The 19,651-nt window shown below is 63.6% G+C and carries 21 protein-coding genes; 7 read left to right on the top strand and 14 right to left on the bottom strand.

From position 1 onward, the window contains the following. Positions 1 to 40: 40 nt before the first annotated feature. Genes NKJ28_RS05835 through NKJ28_RS05815 form a run of 5 tightly spaced genes read left to right on the top strand, consistent with a single transcriptional unit; the run spans position 41 to position 4,378 of the window. Positions 41 to 553, top strand: coding sequence for a TRAP transporter small permease (locus NKJ28_RS05835; RefSeq protein WP_352575489.1), 513 nt, complete (start codon positions 41 to 43; stop codon positions 551 to 553). A gap of 3 nt (positions 554 to 556) precedes the next feature. Beyond that, positions 557 to 1,867, top strand: a complete 1,311-nt coding sequence (locus NKJ28_RS05830) for a TRAP transporter large permease (RefSeq protein WP_352575490.1) — start codon at positions 557 to 559, stop codon at positions 1,865 to 1,867. Positions 1,868 to 1,893: 26 nt separating this feature from the next. After that, complete coding sequence (locus tag NKJ28_RS05825) at positions 1,894 to 2,607, top strand: hypothetical protein (protein WP_352634500.1); 714 nt, start codon at positions 1,894 to 1,896, stop codon at positions 2,605 to 2,607. 43 nt (positions 2,608 to 2,650) lie between these two features. Further along, positions 2,651 to 3,409 carry an HpcH/HpaI aldolase family protein gene (locus tag NKJ28_RS05820; protein ID WP_352634498.1) on the top strand — a complete coding sequence of 253 codons (759 nt, stop codon included), beginning with the start codon at positions 2,651 to 2,653 and terminating at the stop codon, positions 3,407 to 3,409. Between the two features lie 12 nt (positions 3,410 to 3,421). Then, the gene (locus NKJ28_RS05815; protein WP_352634496.1) at positions 3,422 to 4,378 is read left to right on the top strand and encodes a C-terminal binding protein; all 957 of its coding nucleotides are present in this window, start codon (positions 3,422 to 3,424) and stop codon (positions 4,376 to 4,378) included. 241 nt (positions 4,379 to 4,619) lie between these two features. Here the strand turns inward: NKJ28_RS05815 and NKJ28_RS05810 are convergent, their stop codons facing one another. The 8 genes from NKJ28_RS05810 to NKJ28_RS05775 all read right to left on the bottom strand — a co-directional run bounded on the left by NKJ28_RS05810 (position 4,620) and on the right by NKJ28_RS05775 (position 11,923). Beyond that, the gene (locus NKJ28_RS05810; RefSeq protein ID WP_352575496.1) at positions 4,620 to 5,072 is read right to left on the bottom strand and encodes a MaoC/PaaZ C-terminal domain-containing protein; all 453 of its coding nucleotides are present in this window, start codon (positions 5,070 to 5,072) and stop codon (positions 4,620 to 4,622) included. Position 5,073: 1 nt separating this feature from the next. Further along, a complete protein-coding gene (locus NKJ28_RS05805) occupies positions 5,074 to 6,150 on the bottom strand; it encodes a Gfo/Idh/MocA family protein (protein ID WP_352634494.1) in 1,077 nt (358 codons plus the stop codon). After that, positions 6,143 to 6,472, bottom strand: a complete 330-nt coding sequence (locus NKJ28_RS05800) for an L-rhamnose mutarotase (protein ID WP_023676093.1) — start codon at positions 6,470 to 6,472, stop codon at positions 6,143 to 6,145. Before NKJ28_RS05800 ends, NKJ28_RS05805 begins: the two co-directional genes overlap by 8 nt. A gap of 9 nt (positions 6,473 to 6,481) precedes the next feature. Continuing rightward, entirely contained in the window at positions 6,482 to 7,594 is a 1,113-nt protein-coding gene (locus tag NKJ28_RS05795; protein WP_352575500.1) for a mandelate racemase/muconate lactonizing enzyme family protein, read from the bottom strand. A 4-nt stretch (positions 7,595 to 7,598) separates the two neighbouring features. Continuing rightward, the gene (locus NKJ28_RS05790) at positions 7,599 to 8,696 is read right to left on the bottom strand and encodes an ABC transporter ATP-binding protein (RefSeq protein WP_352634492.1); all 1,098 of its coding nucleotides are present in this window, start codon (positions 8,694 to 8,696) and stop codon (positions 7,599 to 7,601) included. Position 8,697: 1 nt separating this feature from the next. After that, on the bottom strand, positions 8,698 to 9,564 hold the full coding sequence (locus NKJ28_RS05785) for a carbohydrate ABC transporter permease (protein WP_352634490.1): 867 nt from the start codon (positions 9,562 to 9,564) through the stop codon (positions 8,698 to 8,700). Between the two features lie 2 nt (positions 9,565 to 9,566). After that, complete coding sequence (locus NKJ28_RS05780) at positions 9,567 to 10,463, bottom strand: carbohydrate ABC transporter permease (RefSeq protein ID WP_023676089.1); 897 nt, start codon at positions 10,461 to 10,463, stop codon at positions 9,567 to 9,569. A gap of 143 nt (positions 10,464 to 10,606) precedes the next feature. Next, the gene (locus NKJ28_RS05775) at positions 10,607 to 11,923 is read right to left on the bottom strand and encodes a type 2 periplasmic-binding domain-containing protein (protein ID WP_352634487.1); all 1,317 of its coding nucleotides are present in this window, start codon (positions 11,921 to 11,923) and stop codon (positions 10,607 to 10,609) included. Between the two features lie 159 nt (positions 11,924 to 12,082). Between NKJ28_RS05775 and NKJ28_RS05770 the strand changes: the two genes are divergently transcribed. Continuing rightward, positions 12,083 to 12,871: an IclR family transcriptional regulator gene (locus NKJ28_RS05770; protein ID WP_352590371.1), complete on the top strand. Its 789-nt coding sequence runs from the start codon at positions 12,083 to 12,085 to the stop codon at positions 12,869 to 12,871. A gap of 67 nt (positions 12,872 to 12,938) precedes the next feature. After that, complete coding sequence (locus NKJ28_RS05765) at positions 12,939 to 13,775, top strand: amidohydrolase family protein (RefSeq protein WP_352634485.1); 837 nt, start codon at positions 12,939 to 12,941, stop codon at positions 13,773 to 13,775. A 63-nt stretch (positions 13,776 to 13,838) separates the two neighbouring features. Here NKJ28_RS05765 and NKJ28_RS05760 read toward each other — a convergent pair whose 3' ends face one another. From NKJ28_RS05760 to NKJ28_RS05735, 6 genes are read right to left on the bottom strand one after another with little or no spacing between them, the layout of a single operon-like run. Next, the gene (locus NKJ28_RS05760) at positions 13,839 to 14,804 is read right to left on the bottom strand and encodes an ABC transporter permease (protein ID WP_352634483.1); all 966 of its coding nucleotides are present in this window, start codon (positions 14,802 to 14,804) and stop codon (positions 13,839 to 13,841) included. Positions 14,805 to 14,809: 5 nt separating this feature from the next. Beyond that, a complete protein-coding gene (locus NKJ28_RS05755; protein WP_352634481.1) occupies positions 14,810 to 15,760 on the bottom strand; it encodes an ABC transporter permease in 951 nt (316 codons plus the stop codon). Further along, positions 15,757 to 16,500: an ATP-binding cassette domain-containing protein gene (locus NKJ28_RS05750; RefSeq protein ID WP_352634479.1), complete on the bottom strand. Its 744-nt coding sequence runs from the start codon at positions 16,498 to 16,500 to the stop codon at positions 15,757 to 15,759. The genes NKJ28_RS05755 and NKJ28_RS05750 overlap by 4 nt, the downstream gene beginning before the upstream one ends. Next, a complete protein-coding gene (locus NKJ28_RS05745; RefSeq protein WP_352634477.1) occupies positions 16,493 to 17,230 on the bottom strand; it encodes an ATP-binding cassette domain-containing protein in 738 nt (245 codons plus the stop codon). The genes NKJ28_RS05750 and NKJ28_RS05745 overlap by 8 nt, the downstream gene beginning before the upstream one ends. Before the next feature lie 57 nt (positions 17,231 to 17,287). Then, on the bottom strand, positions 17,288 to 18,475 hold the full coding sequence (locus NKJ28_RS05740; RefSeq protein WP_352634475.1) for an ABC transporter substrate-binding protein: 1,188 nt from the start codon (positions 18,473 to 18,475) through the stop codon (positions 17,288 to 17,290). A gap of 20 nt (positions 18,476 to 18,495) precedes the next feature. Beyond that, positions 18,496 to 19,638: an extracellular solute-binding protein gene (locus NKJ28_RS05735; RefSeq protein ID WP_352634732.1), complete on the bottom strand. Its 1,143-nt coding sequence runs from the start codon at positions 19,636 to 19,638 to the stop codon at positions 18,496 to 18,498. Positions 19,639 to 19,651 lie beyond the last annotated feature (13 nt).

The raw sequence follows: 19,651 nt of genomic DNA, 5'->3' as shown, positions 1-19,651 counted from the left end.
GTGCGCCCCTTCATCAAGGTGGATATGAGGGTCGTGGGAAATGGAAGGATTGTTTGCAGCGATCGGGAAGCTGAGCCTTGCGTTGGCGGCGGCGGCAAAAGCAGTGCTTGGCCTCATCATCGTCGCGGTGGTTGCTGATGTGTGCGTCCGCAATCTGGGCCTGAGGCCGCTTGCCTGGGCAGTATCGGCGACGGAATACGGTCTGCTCTATGCGGCATTTCTGCCGATGCCCTGGCTGGTCCACAGCAAGGGCCATGTCTTCGTCGAGTTCCTGCGCCAGGCGCTGCCGGTGCGGGCACGGGCGGTGCTTGAAAAGCTGGTCTATCTCGCCTGCATTGCCGTCAGCCTCTACCTCGGCAGCGTCGCTCTGTCTTCGCTGACAAGTGCTGTGGCGGGCGGCGAATACGAAACGCGCAGTTTCGATATGCCGAAATGGCTGGTCTTTCTGCCCATCATGCTCGCCTTCTATCTCTCGGCGCTGGAATGGCTCAGATATCTGCTCGGCCGTGACACGCTGTACACGCTCGATCCGCTGGAAATGGAAGGGCTCTGAGGAGTGGCCTGGCTGTTTCCATTCGCCGTGCTCGTTGGCACCATCCTTGTCTTGATGGGCCTTGGGCTGCCGGTCGCCTTCGCATTCTTCGTCACCAATGTGATCGGGCTGTACCTGTTCTTCGGCGGTTCGATCGGCGTGACGCAGATGGTCGCCAACTTCTCCGACGCTGTCTCGACCTATGCGCTTGCCCCGCTGCCGATGTTTCTTGTCATGGGCAGCCTGTTCTTCCGCTCCGGCCTCGGCGAGAAGGTCATCTACGCGCTCGACCTGTGCATCGGCAATCTGCGCGGACGTCTTGCCTATGTCGTCCTCGCCGCCGGCACGATCTTTTCCGCGCTGTCAGGTTCCAGCCTTGCCAATACCGGCATGATGGGCTCGCTGATGGTGCCCGAGATGCTGAAGCGAGGCTACAAGCCGCATATGGCCTACGGCCCGGTGCTTGGCGCCGGAAGCCTTGCCGTCATCATCCCGCCATCCTCGCTGGCTGTCTTGCTCGGCTCGCTTGCCCAGATCGATGTCGGCGCGCTGCTCATAGCAGGGGCTCTGCCTGGACTGCTGCTCGTTGTCATGTACGCGGCGCTGATCTTCGCGCAGACAAAGATCGATCCGGACGCCGCTCCGCACTATCCGGTGCCCGCCGTTCGTGCGGCCGAGAAGGTGAGGGCGGTCGCCGTCAACATCATTCCGATGAGCGTCATCGTGTTCATGGTGGTCGGCACGATCATCCTTGGGATAGCGACGCCGACGGAATCGGCCGGACTCGGCTGTGCCGCCGTCTTCGCCTTGTTGTTTGTCTACCGACGGTTCAGCTGGTCGGTTGTCTGGAAGTCGCTGGACGATGCGATGAAGGTCACCGGCATGACCTTCCTGATCATCTCGGCTTCGACGACGTTCTCGCAGATATTCGCCTTCTCCGGCGCCTCCAACGGCTTTATCCAGTTCATTGTGGGCTACGATCTTGGACCGTATCCCATGCTGCTCATGATGGTGCTCGTCATCCTGCTGCTCGGCATGTTCATGGATCAGGTCTCGATGATGCTGATCACGCTGCCGATCTTCCTGCCGATCGCCCAGCAATTCGGCTACGAGCCGGTATGGTTCGGGCTGATCCTGCTGCTCGCCTACGAGGTCGGCTTCACCACGCCGCCGTTTGGTCTGCTGCTGTTCATCATGATCGGCGTTGCGCCGAAAGGCACATCGCTCAAGACGGTTGCCATGGCTGCGGCGCCGTACATCGCGCTGACGCTTCTGCTGATCCTGCTGATTGTCCTCTTTCCGCAGATCGCTCTCTTTCTTCCGAATTTGATCTAGTCGAACTCGATCCAGCAGGTGTCCACATGCGCTTTGCCTATCTTGCTTTCTTCCATGATGACCGCGAGGCAAATTTGGCCATCGCCGGCGAAGATGTTGACGCCGTGCGGCGTGTGATTGCTTCAACGCCGGGTCTTGCGCTTGCAAACATCTATCTACCCGAAGTGGCGACGGACATGTTCAACAACGATGGTCCACCGCCGGTCTTTGGCTTCCAGCTCTATTTCGACGAACTGGCGGACATGGAGGCGGCGCTGGCGCCGTCCGGCCATCTGCAGGCGCTTGCCGCACCTGGTATGCTGTCGAGCATCGCCGGTTCGAGGCCGACGCAACAGGCAATGTGCGTGCGTCCGTTTCCCGTCGACGACGCTGGCGTCAAGACGTCCGGGCTCCCCTGCAGCTATCTTGTCCACTATCCCGGGCCGGCCGAAGACATGAATGCCTGGCTCTACCACTATGTGACGCATCATCCGCAATTGATGCGGGGCTTTCCCGGCATTCGCCACATCGAGGTTCTGTCGCGACTGGATTGGTGCGGTTCGCTGCCCTGGCCGCGGGTCGACCATATGCAGCGCAATCGCGTCATGTTCGACAGCCCAGCGGCGTTGACGCACGCACTGCAATCGCCGGCGCGGCTGGAGATGCGCGCCGACTACAAGACCTTCCCGCCGTTTTCAGGCGGCAGCCGGCATTTTCCGATGTCGACGGAAGCCGTGCATCCTTCGTCAAGGGCCACATAGGCAAACAGGTTTTTTGCCGACGCAGAAAATTTCTGGAGATTTCATGTACGACTTTCGCAAGAAATGTGTCTCTCTCGATCGCCTCATCGGTACCTTCTGTGCCATCCCGCACCCTGTGGCGGTCGAAGTGGCCGCCGCCAGCGGGGTCGATTTCCTGTGCATCGACTGGGAGCATTCGCAGATCGGCCGCGAACGGCTCGAGGATCTGATCCGCGCCGCCGATGTCCACAAGGTTCCCGCGATGGTGCGCGTTCCCGGCCACACGCCGGAGTGGATGGCCGCCGCGCTCGACGCCGGCGCGTCGGGTGTCCTGGTACCCCGCGTCTCCACGGCCGAGCAAGCGCGCGTGGCGGTCATGGCCTGCCGGTACCCGCCGGTCGGCGCCCGCGGTGTCGGCCCGGGCCGCGCCGCCGGTTACGGCTACAGCATTCCGGACTACCTCAAATCGGCCAACGATGTCCTGACGGTCGCCATCCAGGTCGAGACGGCCGAAGGGCTCGCCAACATCGACGACATCGTCCAGGTCGACGGCGTCGACGTGATCTTCATCGGTCCCGGCGACCTGTCGGTTTCGATCGACGCCATGGGGCCGGCCGGCCAGGAAAAGCTCAATGCAGCGATTATGAGGATCGCGGCCGCGGCGCGCACGGCCCGCAAGGCCGTCGGCATCTTTCGCCCTTCGGCGGATGATGTCGGCAAATGGTCGCGGCACGGCATCAGCTTCTACATGCTGGCCAGCGATACGATGTTTCTCGGGGCCGGCCTTGCCGCCGGCGTCGCCTCGGCGCACAGCGCCTCATAGCAAGAGTTTGCCATGAAGATCATCAAGACCGACGGCGTGTTGTCAGTCGAGGAGGAGCAGCTGCGCTACCTCGACGGCTTGAGCGCCGAGTTTGTCGAAAAGACGCTGCTCACGGAAGATGCCCTGATCGAACACTGCCGCGACGCCGACGCATTGATGGTATTGCGGGAGCCGATCACGGCTCGCGTTTTGGCGGAACTGAAGAGGCTCAAGGTCATCGGGCGGTTCGGCGTAGGGCTCGATTCGATCGACGTCGAGGCCGCCAGCCGAGCCGGTGTTCAGGTAACCTACGTGCCGGACGCCAATCTGGTTGAAGTCAGCACCCACGCCATGGCCCTGATCCTGGCCTTGACGCGCAGGCTGAAACAGTTCGACAGCGCGGTGCGCGCCGGCCGCTGGGCTGCAATGACCGACGGCGCCGGCATCACGCGGCCCGACAGGCAGATCCTCGGCCTGATCGGCTTCGGCCAGATCGGGCGGCTGACTGCCGAGCGGGCGCGGGTCTTCGGCTACCACATCATCGCCTACGACCCGCATATGCCGGCCGAGCGCATCGCGGCCGGTGGTGCCGAACCGGTCGGCTTCGACGAGCTGCTGGCCAGGGCCGACATCGTCTCGCTGCACGTTCCAGCGACACCGGAGACCAGAAACATCATGTCGGCGGAAGCCCTGTCGCGGATGAAGGAAGGGGCGATACTCATCAACGTGGCCCGCGGCGGCCTTGTCGACGAGGTCGCATTGGCGGACGCGATCCGGCGCGGCCATCTGGCAGGCGCCGGCATCGACACGTTCGAGCGGGAGCCGCCTTCGCCCGACAATCCGCTGCTGGCGCTGGACACCGTCCTGGTCAGTCCACACGCGGCGCACTACTCGACCCAGTCTTACGCGGAGGTTCGCAACAAGGTGTTTGCCGATGTCGCATCGGTCCTGCGCGGCGGCAAGCCGGTATATCCGGTCAACCGGATATGACCAATTCCCGATGTCGGCACCACCTCTATCCGCCTGCTCCGAGGAACCCAAGTCCTGCAAGTCGGGGTTCGCAGGGCGATAAGGGCAGCGCAACCTGTCGCGATTTATCCGGTTTGCCACATTTTGTTCTTGCTTTGTGCCGGCAGCTATGCTACTAATTTGGGTATGGTGCTGATTCGCACTGAGGACCCGCCGCAAGGCGGTTTTTTTGTCTTTAGGTTTCAGCGCCATCCGTCGAGGCTCAACTCGGCTTGTCGCGACGCTCGACGATGTAGATGTGATCGGCGGCCAGCACCACGTCGCCATGCTGGTTGATCACCTCGCAGCGCTCGACGACCCGGCCTGAATCGGGTCGCTTCGGGTCGTCTTCCTTGGCCGAGATGGTGGTGCGGGTCCTGATCGTATCGCCGATGAACACCGGCTTGATGAAGCGCAGCCTGTCGTAGCCATAGGAGAAGGCAACCGGGTTGACGACGCTGGCCGTCAGCCCGACGCCGACCGAAAACACCAGCGTGCCGTGGGCGATGCGCTGCCCGAACGGCGTCGTCTTCATGAACTCGGCGTCCATGTGGTGGGGAAAGAAATCACCGGTATGGCCGGCATGGACGACGAAATCGGTCTCGGTGATCGTGCGCCCGCTGGTCACGCGCGACGAGCCGATCCGGTAGTCCTCGAAATAGACAGTCTGCTCCATGTCAGGGCCTCGCCGCTATCGGTGTTGCCGGCGCCGCGCTCGATCGGTAGGCGGCTTCGACCAGCGCCATGGTGTTCCAGCCGTCCTCGACGGAACTGACAAGCTCGGCGTCCTCGCCCGATGCATAGCGCTGGACATTGGCCATGCGGCCGGCAAAGGCGTCCGGAAACCATGCGCCGACGAGTGGAACCGCAATCCAGTCCGTGCCGCCTTTGGGGTAGATTTCGAGAATGTCCGGCTCGCCGCGCGGATAGTCGAGGTTGACGCCTAGTTTGAGGTAAGCGGCGCCTTCGGTGCCGCAGATGCGGAATTCGCAGGCCTGGTGTTTTCGACCGAATTTGTGATCGTGGTTGATCGACAGTGCACAGCGCACGGTGTCGCCATAGTCGAGGATCGCGCTGGTGCGCGTTTGCGCAACCTTATGGCCGGGATGGCCGAGTGTCTTGGCGTGAACCCCCTTGGGGTCGCCGAGCAATTGCCGGATCAGGTCGAGATAATGGATGGAATGCATGGTGATCTCGACGCGCGGCGCCTGCAACAGGAATTCCCAGAGCTGCCAGGGTGTCGCCAGCGCCAGCCATGCGTCGAAATCGACCACGTCGCCGAGCCAGCCCTTGGCGATCGCATCCCTGAGCGCCAGCATCATCGGCGCGAAGCGGAGCTGGAAATTCACCGCCGCCTTCAGGTCTTTGGAGCGGCAGATTTCGAGGATGTCGGTCGCCTCGATGAGATTGCTGCCCATCGGCTTCTGGATCAGCGCCACCGCACCATCGGGCAGCGCCCTGAGCACCCCGGCATGATAGGCCGGCGGCGTCGCCAGATCGAAGACGGCGTCCTTGATTGACGCAGCTTCCTCGACCGACCGGTAAGCGGTGACGCCCCATTTCTGCGCCAGTCCTTCCGCCTTGGCCAGGTCGGGGTCGAAAAGCCCGGCAACCGGGAAACCGGCTTTCCCATAGGCCGGGAAATGCGCATCGCCGACGATCGAGCCGGCGCCGAAAATCACGATCGGCTTGGGCTTTGACGGCTGTGCCCAGGCCTGGGAGAGCGAGGCAGGATCGAAAATGTCATCAGTCATAATGGAAGACTTCGTCCATCGACGCCCACCACTCGCCCTCCTTGCGGGTCGGCAGCGGCTCCTGACATGGCATGCAGAGCGCCCACCATTCCTGCGTCGTGGGATCGGCGGCCATCTTGGCCATGTCGGCGGCATAGTCGGTGCCGTGGTACTCGAAGGTGCTGAACAAAAGGTGCTCCGGCTCCCTCAGATAAATCGAATAATTCTTGATGTTGCAGGCGGAAATCATCTTGAGGACGTCCGGCCAGACGGCAGCGTGAAGCCGCACATACTCGGCGACTTTCTCCGGCTTGAGGCCGAGCACCATTCCCATTCGCTGCATGTCCGCCTCCTACTTCACTATCGCCATGGTGAATTCCGCGATGCTCTTCGACTTGATCGCATCCCAGTCCCAGTCGATGCCGATGCCGGGCTCGTCCGGCGCCAGCGCGTGCCCGTCCTCGATTCGCATTTTCTTGCCGGTCAGCTCGTCGAGCTGGGGAATATACTCGACATATCTGCCGTTCTGAACGGCGCATGTCAGGCTGACATGCAGTTCCATCAGGAAATGCGGGCAGACCGGTATGTCGAACGCCTCGGCTGCATGCGCCACCTTCAGCCACGGCGTGATGCCGCCGATGCGGCCGACATCGACCTGCACGATCGAGCACGCGCCCTTCTGCATATATTCGCGGAAATGCCGGATCGAGTAGAGCGACTCGCCGACGGCGATCGGCGTCGACGTCGCATTCGACAGGCGGATATGGCCGTCTATGTCGTCGGCCGGCAACGGTTCCTCGATCCAGGCGAGATCGAGTTCACGCAAGCGCTCGGCCCGGCGGACTGCCTCGTCGACCGAGAAGCCCTGGTTGCAGTCGGTCATGATCTCGTAGGAGTCTCCAACCGCCCGGCGCACCGCCGTCAGCCGGGCAAGATCCTCGGAGCCGTGCGGCTTGCCGATCTTGACCTTCGAGCCGCGAAACCCCTTGGCCTTGGCGGCCAGCGCATCCTCGACCAGCGCCTCGGTTTCGATATGCAGCCAGCCGCCTTCGGTCGTGTAGAGCGGGCAGCGGTCCTTGGCGCCGCCGGCAAGCTTCCACAGCGGCAGCCTCTGTTTCTTGGCCCGCAGGTCCCAAAGGGCAGTGTCGATGGCCGCGAGCGCGATTGCCGTGATCGCGCCGATCGTCGTGGCATGGGTGGCGAACTCCAGCTCGTGCCAGATCGCCTCGATCATGTCGGCGTCGCGGCCGATCAGCCGCGGCGCAAGGTGGTCGGCCAGCAGCCGCATCACCGAGGAGCCGCCCGTGCCGATCGTATAGCTGTAGCCGGTGCCGACCGCGCCGTCGGCGTCGGTGATGGTGACGATCGGTGTTTCCTGGCTGACAAAACTCTGGATGGCATCGGTGCGCTTGACCTTCGGCACCAGGTCGACCATCCGCAGTTCGATTTTCTCGATCTTTGCCATGATTTTAACCTCGCAATGTCTCGCCCGTTTCGGCGGAAAACAGATGGGCCTGCGACAGGTCCAGGCTCATCTTGACCCGGTCGCCGGCTTTCAGCGGCTTTGGATTGAGCATCCGCGATACCCAGTCGCTGCCGTTGAATTCGGCGAACACCAGCGTCTCGTTGCCGAGCGGCTCGGTGATGGTCACCGGCAACTCCACCTGGTGGACGTCGACGTCTTCGCCGGAGCTGATGCCATGCCCGGTCGGATAGATGTCGTCGGGCCTGAGGCCGAACACGACTTTGTCGCCGGCCTCGATATTGGCCTTGAACTGGCTGGGCAAAGGCAGCCTCTCGCCGCTGGCGAACAGCAACTGTCCGTCGTCGACAACCGCCTCATGCAGATTCATCGGCGGCGAGCCGATGAAGCCCGCGACGAAGCGTGTCTGCGGCCGGCGGAAGACCTCGTCGGGTGTGCCGACCTGCTCGATGAAACCGTCACGCATGATGACGATACGGTCCGCCAATGTCATCGCTTCGACCTGGTCATGGGTGACGTAGATCACTGTCGACTTGACCTTGGCGTGCAGCTTCTTGATCTCGGTGCGCATCTGCGTCCGAAGCTTGGCGTCGAGATTGGAAAGCGGCTCGTCGAACAGGAAGACGTCGGGATCGCGCACGATGGCGCGGCCCATGGCGACGCGCTGGCGCTGTCCGCCGGACAGCTGCGACGGCCGGCGGTCGAGCAACTGGTCGAGGCCGAGAATGCCGGACGCTTCGGCGACGCGACGGTCCATTTCTTCTTTCGCGGCGCCCGCTATCTTGAGCGAGAAGCCGAGGTTTTCGCGCACGGTCATATGCGGATAGAGCGCGTAGGACTGGAACACCATCGAGATGTTGCGCGAGCGCGGCGGCAGGTCGTTGACCATGCGGCCGCCGATCTCGATGATCCCGTCGCTGATCGCCTCGAGGCCGGCGATCATGCGCAGGGTTGTCGACTTGCCGCAGCCGGACGGCCCGACCAGCGCGATGAATTCGCGGTCGGCGACCTCGAGATCGATGCCGTGCACCACCGCCACCGGGCCATAGCTTTTGGTGAGGTTCTTGAGGGATACAGTTGCCATGTCAGCCTTTCACCGCGCCGGAAGTGAGGCCGCCGACGAGGTGTTTCTGGACGATGAAGGTAAGCGTGAGCGCCGGTATGACCATGACCACGGCGAGCGCGCACATGCCGCGCCAGTCGATGGTGAATTCGGCCGTATAGTCGAGCAGGCCGACCGGCAGGGTCTTGGAGTTGATCGAGCGCGTCAGCTGCGAGGCGAGCGCGAACTCGTTCCAGGAGGTGAGGAAGGCAAAGATGCCGGCCGAGGCGATGCCGGGCCCGGCGAGTGGAAACTCGACCTGCCAGAAGGCCTGCCAGCGCGTGCAGCCGTCGATCTGCGCGGCTTCGGCGAGATCTTTCGGCACCTGGCGGAAAAAGCCGTCGGTCAGCCAGACGGTGAAGGGCACGTTGAGCGCGACATAGACCAGGATCAGCCCGAAATGCGTGTCGATGATGCCGAGCCGCGCAAAGACGAAGAACAGCGGCAGCGACAGCGCGATGCCGGGCACCGTGCGCGTCAGCATCAGGCCGAGGAACATCGCCGACTTGGCGCGAAAGCGGTAGCGGGCAAAGGCGTAGCCGCCGGCCATGCCGATGACGATGGCGATCACCGTCGAGGTCACCGAGATGATCAGCGAATTGCGGAAGTAGTCGAGCACCGGAATGCCGCCCTGGCCGACGCCGCTGAACATGGCGATGTAAGCGTCGAGCGAAAGCTGCTGCGGAATCCACACCGGCGGCTTGGCCATGATTTCGACGGTCGGCCGCAGCGACGACAGCACGATCCAGATGCCGGGCAGGCAGATGACCAGCATGGCCAGGAACAGTCCGATGCCGTGAACGATTCCGAGCGCTTTGTTGCCGACGCGATGCAGGCTGTTCTGGTCCATCCTCACCACTCCGCCGCGATCTGCGTGCGCGCTGCGGCGAGCTTGCGGTAGAAATAGACGGTGAACAGGATCGACAGCAGGATCGAGAAATAGGCCATGGCATTGGCCATTCCCATCCTGGCGTCGCTGTAGGCGGTGCGGGCGACCAGCGTCCAGACCAGTTCGGTGCGGCCGGCGGGGCCGCCGTCGGTCATGATCTTTACGATGTCATAGGCGCGCGCGACGTCGAGTGAGCGGATGGTCATGGCGATAAAGGCAAACGGCATGATGAACGGCCAGGTGACATAGCGGAATGTCTGCCACGGCGTGCAGCCGTCGACGCGGGCCGCCTCGACCGGTTCGCGCGGCATCGCCAGCAGCCCGGCCAGGATCAGGATCGCGAACACCGAGGTCGACGACCAGATCTCGGCGATCAGGATGGCGATGAAGGCGAGATTGCCGTCGATCAGCCACGGGATGGCGCGATCGGTCAGGCCGAGCCCCTGCAGGGCGTTGTTCACCAGGCCGATATTGTCATTGAACATGAATTTGAACTGGAAGCCGACGAGGATCGGCGAAAACATCATCGGAAACATCATGATGGTGCGCAGGATCCGCTGGCCGCGCGACGCCTTCTCCACCAGCAGGGCCAGCCCGAGCCCGATCAGCATTTCCAGGTTGAGCGCGACGGTCAGCAGCACCACGGTGCGGGCAAAGGCGACCCAGAAAGCGCGGCTGGTCAAGATGGTGACGTAGTTGCGCGCGCCGATGAAGACCCAGAACGTCTCCGGCCTGGTCAGCCGGAACGGCGTGAAGCTGGAATAGAGCGAAAGCAGCAGCGGCACCACCACCACCGCCGCCAGAACGATCACCGCCGGCAGCAGGAGCAGCAATGGCGGCGAAGGTCTCCAGCCTTTCATGGCGATCCGGTTCTGGTTGGTGCCCGGACACCGAAGGCCGCCATCGGCGAGCTGGGATCAAGACAAAGCGTGTTGCGCATGGTTCGTAAAAAAGTTCGGGGGCGCCGCTCTTCGATGAGCGCGGCGCCCCCTTGGGAGAATGGTCAAAGCTTGCCGGCGTCCTCGAGGATCTGGGTGGCCTTGGCGGCAGCGTCGTCCAGCGCCTGCTTGGAGGTCTTGTCGCCCAGGATGGCGGCCTGCAATTCGGGATAGACGGCATTGGAGATTTCGATCCATTCAGGTGTCTGCGGCACGGCAAAAGCGTGCTTTGCCTCTTCCTGGAAAGCCGCCAGCACTTCCTTCTTGTAAGGATCGCTGGCCGCCTGCTGGATGTCCCAGTCCCACACCGCCGTGCGGGTCGGCAGTGGACCGCCTGCTGCTTCAAGCTTCTGGCTGTCCTCATTGGTCAGGAACCAGACCAGCGATGCCGCGGCTTCCTTGCTGGCGCAGTTTTCGGTGACCGAAAATCCGTGGTGCCCCGACCAGCCGGTGCGAATGCCGGCCGATCCCTTCGGCGCCACCTTCACGCCGACATTGCCGGCGACCTTCGACGACTTCGGATCGTTGAAGAAGCCTGCCCAGCCCGGCCAGTCGAGGTTGATGGCGACGGTGCCCGAGGCAAAGCCCTGGCCGAGATCGTCCCACAGATAGTTGGTGGTGCCGGCCGGCACCGCCTTGGCCTTGTAGAGATTGACGAACCAGTCGAGCGCGTGCACGCCGGCTTCCGAGTTGAAGGCCGGCTTGCCATCCTTGTCGAGATATTCGCCGCCGTCGGCGATGAGCATCTCGTAAAAGCGGCCGTTGATCGCCTCTTCCTTGCCGGCGAACTGGGTACCGTAGAAATCGGGCGGGCTGGCGAAGAATTCCGCCTGCTGGGCGACCTCGTCCCAGGTGTCGGGCGGTGTCAGTTCCTTGCCGTACTTGGCCTTGTAGGCGGCCTTCTTGGCTTCGTCCTGGTAGAGGCTCTTCTGGTAGTAGAGCGCCGACACGTCGAACTGCGCGCGCGGCAGCATCACCAGCTTGCCGTCGAGCGTCGAGGCCTTGATCGTCGACGGCACGAAGGCGTCGATCTCCTCCTTCGGCAGCAGCTTGTTTAGGTCGGTGTAGATATCAGGATATTGCGGCGCGAAGGACGAGTGGTTCGACCCGACGCACCAGTTGATGCTGCCGGAGGCGATGTCCGACTTGATTTCCTTGTCGAGCTCGAAGTGATTTTTCTTCGAGATCACGTTGACCTTGGCGCCGGTCAGTTTTTCCCATTCGCCGATGCGCGCGTACAGCCCTTCATATTGCTGGCCGCCGATCAGCTTGGCGTCGATGGTGACGCCGTCGAATTTGCCGGGCAGGTCGGCAGCAAGGGCACTCGCACCCAGTGCGAGCAGCGTTACGCCGGCCGACAGGCCGCAAAACAGTTTCGTCATTGGTATCCTCCCAAGAGTCTGCGTCGATCCATAGCGAGGGCTGATCGGCAGCTTCATTCATATACAAACAAAACATTTATAGGATCGTCAAGCCGAAAGTTCTTCCGGAAGCAATGCCGTTATGCGTATATGAAAGATGAAATTCACTGGAGAAGCCCAATGGCAGAGGACGAGGAAGACGACCGCTATCGAGCCCCGGCGTTGGACAAGGGGCTCGACATTCTCGAGCTGCTGGCCGGCGTCGACGGCGGCCTGACGCAGGCGGAAATCGCCAAGAAGCTCGACCGCAGCCCGAACGAGTTCTACCGCATGCTGGACCGGCTGGTGCGGCGCGGCTACGTCACGCGGCCGGATGGCGACCGTTATTCGCTGACGCTCAAGCTGTTTGGCCTGGCGCAGCTGCACGCGCCGGTGCGCCGGCTGGTTTCCTATGCGACGTCGCTGATGCGCGAACTGGCCGAAACCACACAGCAGGCAAATCAGTTGGTTGTCTTCGACCGCGGTTCCGCGGTGGTGATCGCACAGCAGGAAGCGCCGGATTACTGGGGCATCTCCATTCGCGTCGGCTCGCATATCAGCCTGTTCGACACCGGCTCCGGCCATGTCTTGCTGGCGTTCCGCCCGCCGGAAGAGCGGCAGATGATGATCTCAGAACATCTGCGCAGCACCGACAAGCCACCGCAATCGCCGGAATTCTTTGCCCGCCTCGACCAGATCCGGGAACGCGGCTACGAGATGATGGCATCGATGCAGACCGCCGGTGTCTTCAACCTGTCGACACCGGTTCTTGGTTCGGACGGCAGGGCGATCGCCGCGCTGTCGATCCCCTACATAACCCTGGTCAACGCACCCAAGGCGCCCGACATTACGAGGACGATTGAGCTGCTGCTGGCAGCGACCGAAAAGCTGTCGCAACTGGCGGGATCGACCGTCAAGCAATCGAGATGAATTCTTATTTGAATGAAGAATTTCTCCGTGAGATGATCTCGAAGTCGCCAAGGAGGAGCGCGCCACCATGATCTTCGACACCCATCTGCACCTGATCGACCAGTCCGCGCTGCGCTATCCCTGGCTGGCCGGCGTGCCGGCGCTCAACCGCGATTTCCCCTACGACGAATATGCAGTCCAGGCCCGCCGCGCCGGCATCGAGGGCGCATTGCATATGGAGGTCGATGTCGATCCTGCCGACATCGAGGCTGAAACCAGCCGTGTCAAAGCGCTGTCGCGGGAAAAGGCCAGCTTGCTGCGGGGGGCAATTGCCTCCTGCCGTCCGGAAGAGCCCGGCTTTGCCGCCTATCTCGAGCGCCAGCGCGCCGATCCTTTCGTCAAGGGCTTTCGCCGCGTGCTGCACGTCATGCCGGACGAGCTTTCGGAGGGCGCGCTGTTTCGTGAAAACATCAAGCGGCTTGCCGGCAGCGGCCTGACCTTCGACCTTGTCGTTCTGCCGCACCAGATCCCCAAGGCGATTGCACTCGCCGACCTCGCGCCGGACGTGCAATTCGTGCTCGACCATTGCGGCGTGCCCGACATCAAGGGTGGTGCCGAGCACCCCTGGCGCGAGCACATGGCGGAGATTGCACTGCGCCCGAACGTCGTCGGCAAAATTTCCGGTGTGGTCGCCTATGCGGATGCCGGATCCTGGACTGTCGAAACGCTGCTTCCCTATGTCGAGCACACCATCGAATGCTTCGGTTGGGATCGCGTCGTCTGGGGCAGCGACTGGCCGGTCTGCACGCTCGGCGGCGGGCTTGCGACCTGGGTGGCTGCGACGCATGCGCTGCTCGCCGGTGCAAGCATCGATGAACGGCAAAAGCTGCTCTCCGGCAATGCGAAGCGGCTTTGGAGCTTGTAGAGCATTTTGCAGCCAAGTGGGATCACTTGGCGTCGCACAAATGCGGCTAAGACGAAGGCGGCCTCAGATCGTCGCCGACACGTGCCGCTCGCGACCGTAGAGCGAAACCAGGAGCACGATGACCAGGCCAAGTGCCGCCTGCACGGTCGAGGGCCGGAAGCCGAGGCCGATCAGCAGCGTGTTGATCTCCGTCAGCACCAGCACGCCGGCAATGGTGCCGAAATAGCTGCCGCGGCCGCCGATAAGGGCGGCGCCGCCGACCACCACTGCCGCGATCGTCTGGAACAGATAGGGCTGGCCGACATCGCCATAGGCAGAGCCGGTGAAGCCGAGCAGCAGCACGCCGGCTGCGGCGGCGAAGAAGGCGCTCGCGGCATAGGTCACGGTCCACATGCGGACTGGATCGATCAGCGCCAGCGGCGCAGCACCTGGATTGCTGCCTAGGGCGTAGAGACGGCGGCCGTATGGCGTGCGCGCCAGCACCAGCGCCACCAGCAAGGTCAGCACCGCGACGCATGGCACCAGCCCCGGCACCGGCAGCGGTCCGACCGAACCGCCGATCGAAACGAAGGCGGAAACCGCTTGCGGCGCCGATCCGGACGGAAAGCCGCCGGTCCATAACAGGACGGCGCCTTGCACGATCATGCCAGTGCCGAGCGTGACGATCAGGGGGTGGATATCGAGCCCGCGCGAGATCAGGCCGTTCAGCGCCCCGATCAGTATGGCGAGCGCGACGACGACTGCGCAGACAAGGGCAAAATTCCAGCCGCCGCCGTAGAGCTGTGCGGCAACGACATTGGCAAAGCCGATGATGAAGGGGATCGACAGATCGATACCGCCCAGGATTACGACGAGGGTCTGGCCGATCGATGCCACCGCCAGCAGCGAGGCGATCACCAGCAGCGCCCGGATGGCGAACGGCTGGGAGTAACCCGGGATGAGCAAGGTGCCAAGGAGATGCAAGGCGACAGCGACGGCAAAGGCACCGGCGACGCGGGCATTGGTGGATTGGAACCAGGTCTGGCGCATGCTTCTCAGCCTTTCCCTCCCGAGAGCCGTTCCTGCAGCGCCGTCATGATGACGGCCACAACCAGGATCGCGCCATAGGCGATCTGCAGCACATAGGTGGAGACGTTGAAGGCGGTCAGCACGCTCTGCAGCAGGAAGATGTCGACAGCGCCGATGGCGGCGCCGGCGAGCCCGCCGCGCCCGCCGGCAAGGCTGACGCCGCCGAGCGCCACCGCGGCAATCGCGATCAACGTGTAGGTTGGCCCGATATTAGGGTCGGCCGAACCGATCAGGGCGGTCAGCATGAGGCCGGCACAGGCGGCAAGTATGCCGGTCATGACATAGGCGATGAAACGTACTTTCGTCACCGGAATGCCGGCCGTGTAGGCGGCGCGGTCGTCGCTGCCCACCGCCATCAGCTGGTCGTAATAAGGCGTCTGTCGCACCAGCCACCAGAACAGGAAGATCAGCGCCAGCGGCAGTGCCGACCAGGGTCCGGCCATTGCCTTCAGCCAGCCCGGCGCCGGCCCGATCGGCGCCGGCAGGACGGTCAGCGTCATGCCGGTGAGGATCAGATAGGTGCCGAGCGTCGCAACGATCGGCTGGATGCGAACGATGGTCGCCAAGAAGCCGTTGGCAGCGCCGACGATTGCGCCGATCAGAAGCGCCGCCGGCACGATGACCAGCGGCGAAGACATGCCAAGCCTGAGAAACAGCAGCTGGATCACCATCGCATTGACGAAGCCCATCAATGGCCCGACGGAAATGTCGATGCCGCCGCGCCCGGCCAGGATCACCGGAGCCGAGGCGACCGCTGCGCCGATCAGCGGCGCGGCGAGCCCGATCAGCGCGCCCCAGGCGGCAGGATGGAAGCGCGCCGGATTAAGCAGCAGATTGACCGCGATCAGGATGACCAGCAGAACTGCCGCAAAGCTAGCGCCGCGCCATCGCGCCGCCATGCGCCGCAACCCGCTCATGCGGCGCGTCCGAACATGGCGGCTATCACCGTATCGCTTTTCATGTCGTCTCCGGTGATTTCGGCCGCGACCTGCTGTTCGCGAAATACCAGCACGCGATGGCAAAGCAGCAAGATTTCCTCGATCTCGCTCGACAGGATGACCAGCGCCATGCCGTCGGCGGCCAGCCTGCGGAACACGTCATAAAGGACGTGGCGCGTCGCCACGTCGACACCGCGCGTCGGATCATTGAGGAGCAGGATCGCCGGTTCCAGCGCCAATGCGCGGGCCAGCAGCACCTTCTGCTGGTTGCCGCCGGAAAGCGTGGTGATCGGGGCGTCCGGCCGTGGCGCGATGATCGACAGTCTGTCCCGGTAGCTCTCATAGCGCTGCCGCCGCGCGGCGAAGCTGAGCAGACCGAAACGCATATCGCGCGACAGCGTCGAGACGGCAAAATTGTCGAGCACCGATTGGGTCGGAAAAATGCCGGTGGTGCGCCGGTCGCGCGGCAAATAGGCGATGCCGCCGGCGACCGCCTTGCGGAAATTGGTGATCGCGCGCGCTCCGGTTGGCGCCTCGACGGTCACCTCGCCGCCGGCCGGGCGTTCCAGGCCGGCCAGCACTTTCAGGAACCGCTCCTGTCCGTGGCCGTCGAGGCCGGCAAGGCCGACGATCTCGCCCGGCCCAATGGTTTGCGTCATGGGGCTTGCGCCCGGCGCGATCACCAGGCCGCGCACCGAAAGGCTGGCGCGATCAGCCATGCGCCAGCTCCGCCGCCGTGCGTGGCGCCATTGCCTTGAGAAGTTCGGATGCGGTGGACGTGCCGCGTTCCTCAGTCGTGACCACGCTGCCGCCGCGCAGCACGGAAATCCGGTCCGAAAGCGACATCACCTCGTCCATGCGATGGGTGATGAACAGGATCAGGCAGCCTTCCGAAGCAAGCTTGCGCATCATGGCAAAGACCGCCTCGCGATCGGCAAAGTCGAGCGCAGCCGTAACCTCGTCAAGGATGAGAATGCGCGGGCTGCGGACCACAGCGCGGGCGAGCACTACCAATTGCTGAACCGCAAGCGGCAATTGCCCGGCCAACTGGTCGAGCGGGATCTCGGTCACCGCAAAGCGCTTCAGCACCGCTTGCGCGCGTTGCCGCCGCTCGGCGCGCGGCACGGTGCGCGTCAGCAGGCCGTCGAGGCCGAGCAGGATGTTGTCCGTCACCGAACGGTCAGGCGCGATCAGCACTTCCTGGAACACAGTGGCGAACCCGACGCCCTGGAACGCCGCCGGCGAGAGGCCGGTAAAGGGCGCTCCGTCGAGCAGGATCGCGCCGCTGTCCGGCTGGACGATTCCCGACAGCAGCTTGACCAGGGTGCTCTTGCCCGAACCGTTCTCGCCCAGGATGGTGTGGATCGTGCCGGCGCGGAATGCGATGGAGGCATTGGCCAGCGCAATCGTTTCGCCGTAGCGTTTCGAGATGGCCTGGACTTCCAGCATGAGCAATCCTGATGGAGAAAGCCGGCACCGCTGGTGCGGAGCCGGCCCTCATAAATGCTACTTGGCGCAGGCGTCCGGCACCTTCGAATAGTCCCAGCCCTTGGTCGGTGCCGGATTGGCGAAATAGGCATCGAGCCATTCCTCCGGCATCGGATCCTTCGGCGGGACCGGGAAGATCGAGACGGCGTCCGGCGTCATGCAGTCCTTGTACCAGGCGCCGAGGTCGGCATTGTGCACCGGCGGAATCGGGATCAGCAGCGTGTTGAGCTTGGGCTTCTGCCCATCCAGCATGCGCGCCCCGACACGAAACAGCGTCTCGGCCGTCCAGTGCGGCAGAACCGCATGGCCTTCGAAGCGGTATTTGTCGGGATTGGCCTTCCAGTAGCCGAGCGCATCGCCGGTGATCGAGCCGGTGATCAGCGGGGCAGGGCGGCCGGCCTCGGCAAAGGCCTCGGCGACGACGCGGCTTTCGCTGCCCGTCGTCCACACTGCATCGATCGGCGCCGGATTGGTGGCGATTGCCTGCAGCACCGCCGTCTTGGTGACGTTGGCCGTCCAATTTCCGTTGACGGTGCGCGAGACCTTGAGCTTTGAATTTTCGGCCAGCGCCTTGTCGGCACCCTGGCGCTCCTGCACGACGATCGGGTGACCGGCAATGCCTTCGACCAGAAGCACGCTGCCGCCGTCCGGCATTGCTTTGCCGATCGCCGTCATCATGTCGTAGCCCCAGCGCGCATAGTTGGAATCGACATTGATCGCATTCGCGCTGGTCACCGACCCAGCTGCCGTGATGAAGGGGATGCCGGCTTTGGCTGCGGCATCGATGGCATCGTCCAGCGCCGTCGCCGAGCCGGGGATCGAGGTGATGATCGAGCATTTCTTGTCGATGAAGGCGCGGATCTGGTTGATCTGCTGACTGGCGTCATTGTTGGAATCCGACACCTCGAAGCTCGCCACGGTGCCGTCGGCGATCAGGCCGTCGACCAGCCGCTTCAACTCCTTGGTCACGGTGACGCGCCACGGATTGCCCTGGTAGGACTCGGAGTGGCACCATTTCCACGGCTTTGACGGCGGCGTGAAATTATCCCAGGCCGACGGCAGCACCTTCTGCGGCGCGCCGTCATATTGTGCCTTCAGTTCGGTCGGCAATCCAGCAATCACGCCCGAAACGTCTTGAGCGCAGGCTATGGTCGTGACCGATGCAAGTGCGGTTGCGGCCATAAGGCCGCGGATCAGGCTGTTCATGTTCTCCTCCGTTCGGTTGTTCAGGCTCCTCCGCCGGCAACGCCGGACACCTGCGTCGAAAGGCTCTCCCGAAACAGGCGATTGAGATCGGCAACGACGCGAGCGGCATTGTGCCTTTCGCTCAGGCCGAGATTGATGCGATCGGACGCCGCCTGCTGGAACGCCATGTAGCCGTCGTGCCGCGGCCTCACCCAGGCACCTTCGAGCGTGGCCCGCGTGTCCTTGTAGAAATTGCCGGCGGCGGCGTTGACGGCGGCATCCGCCCAGGCTGCCGCATGGCCGGGCTGGCCGCCGGCCGAGGCGTAAGGGCCGCGCTGCACGTCACCGCTGGCGATCCAGTAGGCGAAGTCGATTGCTTCCTGTCCGGCCTTCGAGAAGGCCGACACGGCGATGCCGGTCCCGCCGAGCGCCGAGCCTTTGGGGCCGGCATTGCCAGCGGCCGGGATATCCGCGAAAGCCAGGCGGTTGGGTCGAAACCCGGCGATGGCATAGGAGACATAGCCATAGATCAGCGGTGCGCAGGCGATCCGCGAGCCGGATCCGGCCATTTGCTCCAGAACCGCGATCGGATCCATGCCAAGACAGGCCGGGTCGACGAGGGCTGCGATCTCGCGCATCATCTCGAAGACCTGCTTGCCCGCTGCCGGATCCACATGGTCGCCAGGGCCTTCACCGGCGGGTCGGCCGAGATTGCCGGCAAGCGTGTAGAACACCATCAGCGAATGCGGCGGCCTGAGCGGCAACAGCACGTGGCCTTGCCGGGCCAGATCGAGGGCATCGGCCCAGCTCGCCGGCGCAGCCGAAAGCATGTCGGGCCGCCATGCCTGCACCTGGCTGGCCGCGTCGATCGGAAACGCCCACTGCCGGCCTTGCCAGTTGTAGCTCGGAAAGGACCGGCCGACACTGCCCGCCGTAAGTGCTGCACGTTCGGCTTCCCGGCCGGCGACATCGAGCGGCGCCAGGCAATTCTCGGCGGTGATCTGGCCGACATGCGGATGGTCGACGACGATTAGGTCGTAGGCACGAGCCAGTTCCTCGACCGGGAAGGATTCGAAATCCTGCAGCGAGCGCTTGTCCCATTCAACGGCGACGCCGGTGCGTTCCGTCCACACTGCCGAACAGGCGACCATCGGGTCATAGCCGCGCGGATGGCTCCAGGTCATGCCTTTGAGCGTG

Source organism: Mesorhizobium sp. M0145 (assembly GCF_040322355.1).
In the GTDB taxonomy this organism is placed as follows: domain Bacteria; phylum Pseudomonadota; class Alphaproteobacteria; order Rhizobiales; family Rhizobiaceae; genus Mesorhizobium.
This window is presented reverse-complemented; position numbering and strand designations above follow the sequence as displayed.

Coding starts and splice junctions, on each gene's coding strand:
- NKJ28_RS05835 (WP_352575489.1), top strand. CDS start 41: ATGGAAGGATTGTTTGCAGCGATCGGGAAGCTGAGCCTTGCGTTGGCG.
- NKJ28_RS05825 (WP_352634500.1), top strand. CDS start 1,894: ATGCGCTTTGCCTATCTTGCTTTCTTCCATGATGACCGCGAGGCAAAT.
- NKJ28_RS05820 (WP_352634498.1), top strand. CDS start 2,651: ATGTACGACTTTCGCAAGAAATGTGTCTCTCTCGATCGCCTCATCGGT.
- NKJ28_RS05815 (WP_352634496.1), top strand. CDS start 3,422: ATGAAGATCATCAAGACCGACGGCGTGTTGTCAGTCGAGGAGGAGCAG.
- NKJ28_RS05810 (WP_352575496.1), bottom strand. CDS start 5,072: ATGGAGCAGACTGTCTATTTCGAGGACTACCGGATCGGCTCGTCGCGC.
- NKJ28_RS05805 (WP_352634494.1), bottom strand. CDS start 6,150: ATGACTGATGACATTTTCGATCCTGCCTCGCTCTCCCAGGCCTGGGCA.
- NKJ28_RS05800 (WP_023676093.1), bottom strand. CDS start 6,472: ATGCAGCGAATGGGAATGGTGCTCGGCCTCAAGCCGGAGAAAGTCGCC.
- NKJ28_RS05795 (WP_352575500.1), bottom strand. CDS start 7,594: ATGGCAAAGATCGAGAAAATCGAACTGCGGATGGTCGACCTGGTGCCG.
- NKJ28_RS05790 (WP_352634492.1), bottom strand. CDS start 8,696: ATGGCAACTGTATCCCTCAAGAACCTCACCAAAAGCTATGGCCCGGTG.
- NKJ28_RS05785 (WP_352634490.1), bottom strand. CDS start 9,564: ATGGACCAGAACAGCCTGCATCGCGTCGGCAACAAAGCGCTCGGAATC.
- NKJ28_RS05780 (WP_023676089.1), bottom strand. CDS start 10,463: ATGAAAGGCTGGAGACCTTCGCCGCCATTGCTGCTCCTGCTGCCGGCG.
- NKJ28_RS05775 (WP_352634487.1), bottom strand. CDS start 11,923: ATGACGAAACTGTTTTGCGGCCTGTCGGCCGGCGTAACGCTGCTCGCA.
- NKJ28_RS05770 (WP_352590371.1), top strand. CDS start 12,083: ATGGCAGAGGACGAGGAAGACGACCGCTATCGAGCCCCGGCGTTGGAC.
- NKJ28_RS05765 (WP_352634485.1), top strand. CDS start 12,939: ATGATCTTCGACACCCATCTGCACCTGATCGACCAGTCCGCGCTGCGC.
- NKJ28_RS05760 (WP_352634483.1), bottom strand. CDS start 14,804: ATGCGCCAGACCTGGTTCCAATCCACCAATGCCCGCGTCGCCGGTGCC.
- NKJ28_RS05755 (WP_352634481.1), bottom strand. CDS start 15,760: ATGAGCGGGTTGCGGCGCATGGCGGCGCGATGGCGCGGCGCTAGCTTT.
- NKJ28_RS05750 (WP_352634479.1), bottom strand. CDS start 16,500: ATGGCTGATCGCGCCAGCCTTTCGGTGCGCGGCCTGGTGATCGCGCCG.
- NKJ28_RS05745 (WP_352634477.1), bottom strand. CDS start 17,230: ATGCTGGAAGTCCAGGCCATCTCGAAACGCTACGGCGAAACGATTGCG.
- NKJ28_RS05740 (WP_352634475.1), bottom strand. CDS start 18,475: ATGAACAGCCTGATCCGCGGCCTTATGGCCGCAACCGCACTTGCATCG.
- NKJ28_RS05735 (WP_352634732.1), bottom strand. CDS start 19,638: ATGACCTGGAGCCATCCGCGCGGCTATGACCCGATGGTCGCCTGTTCG.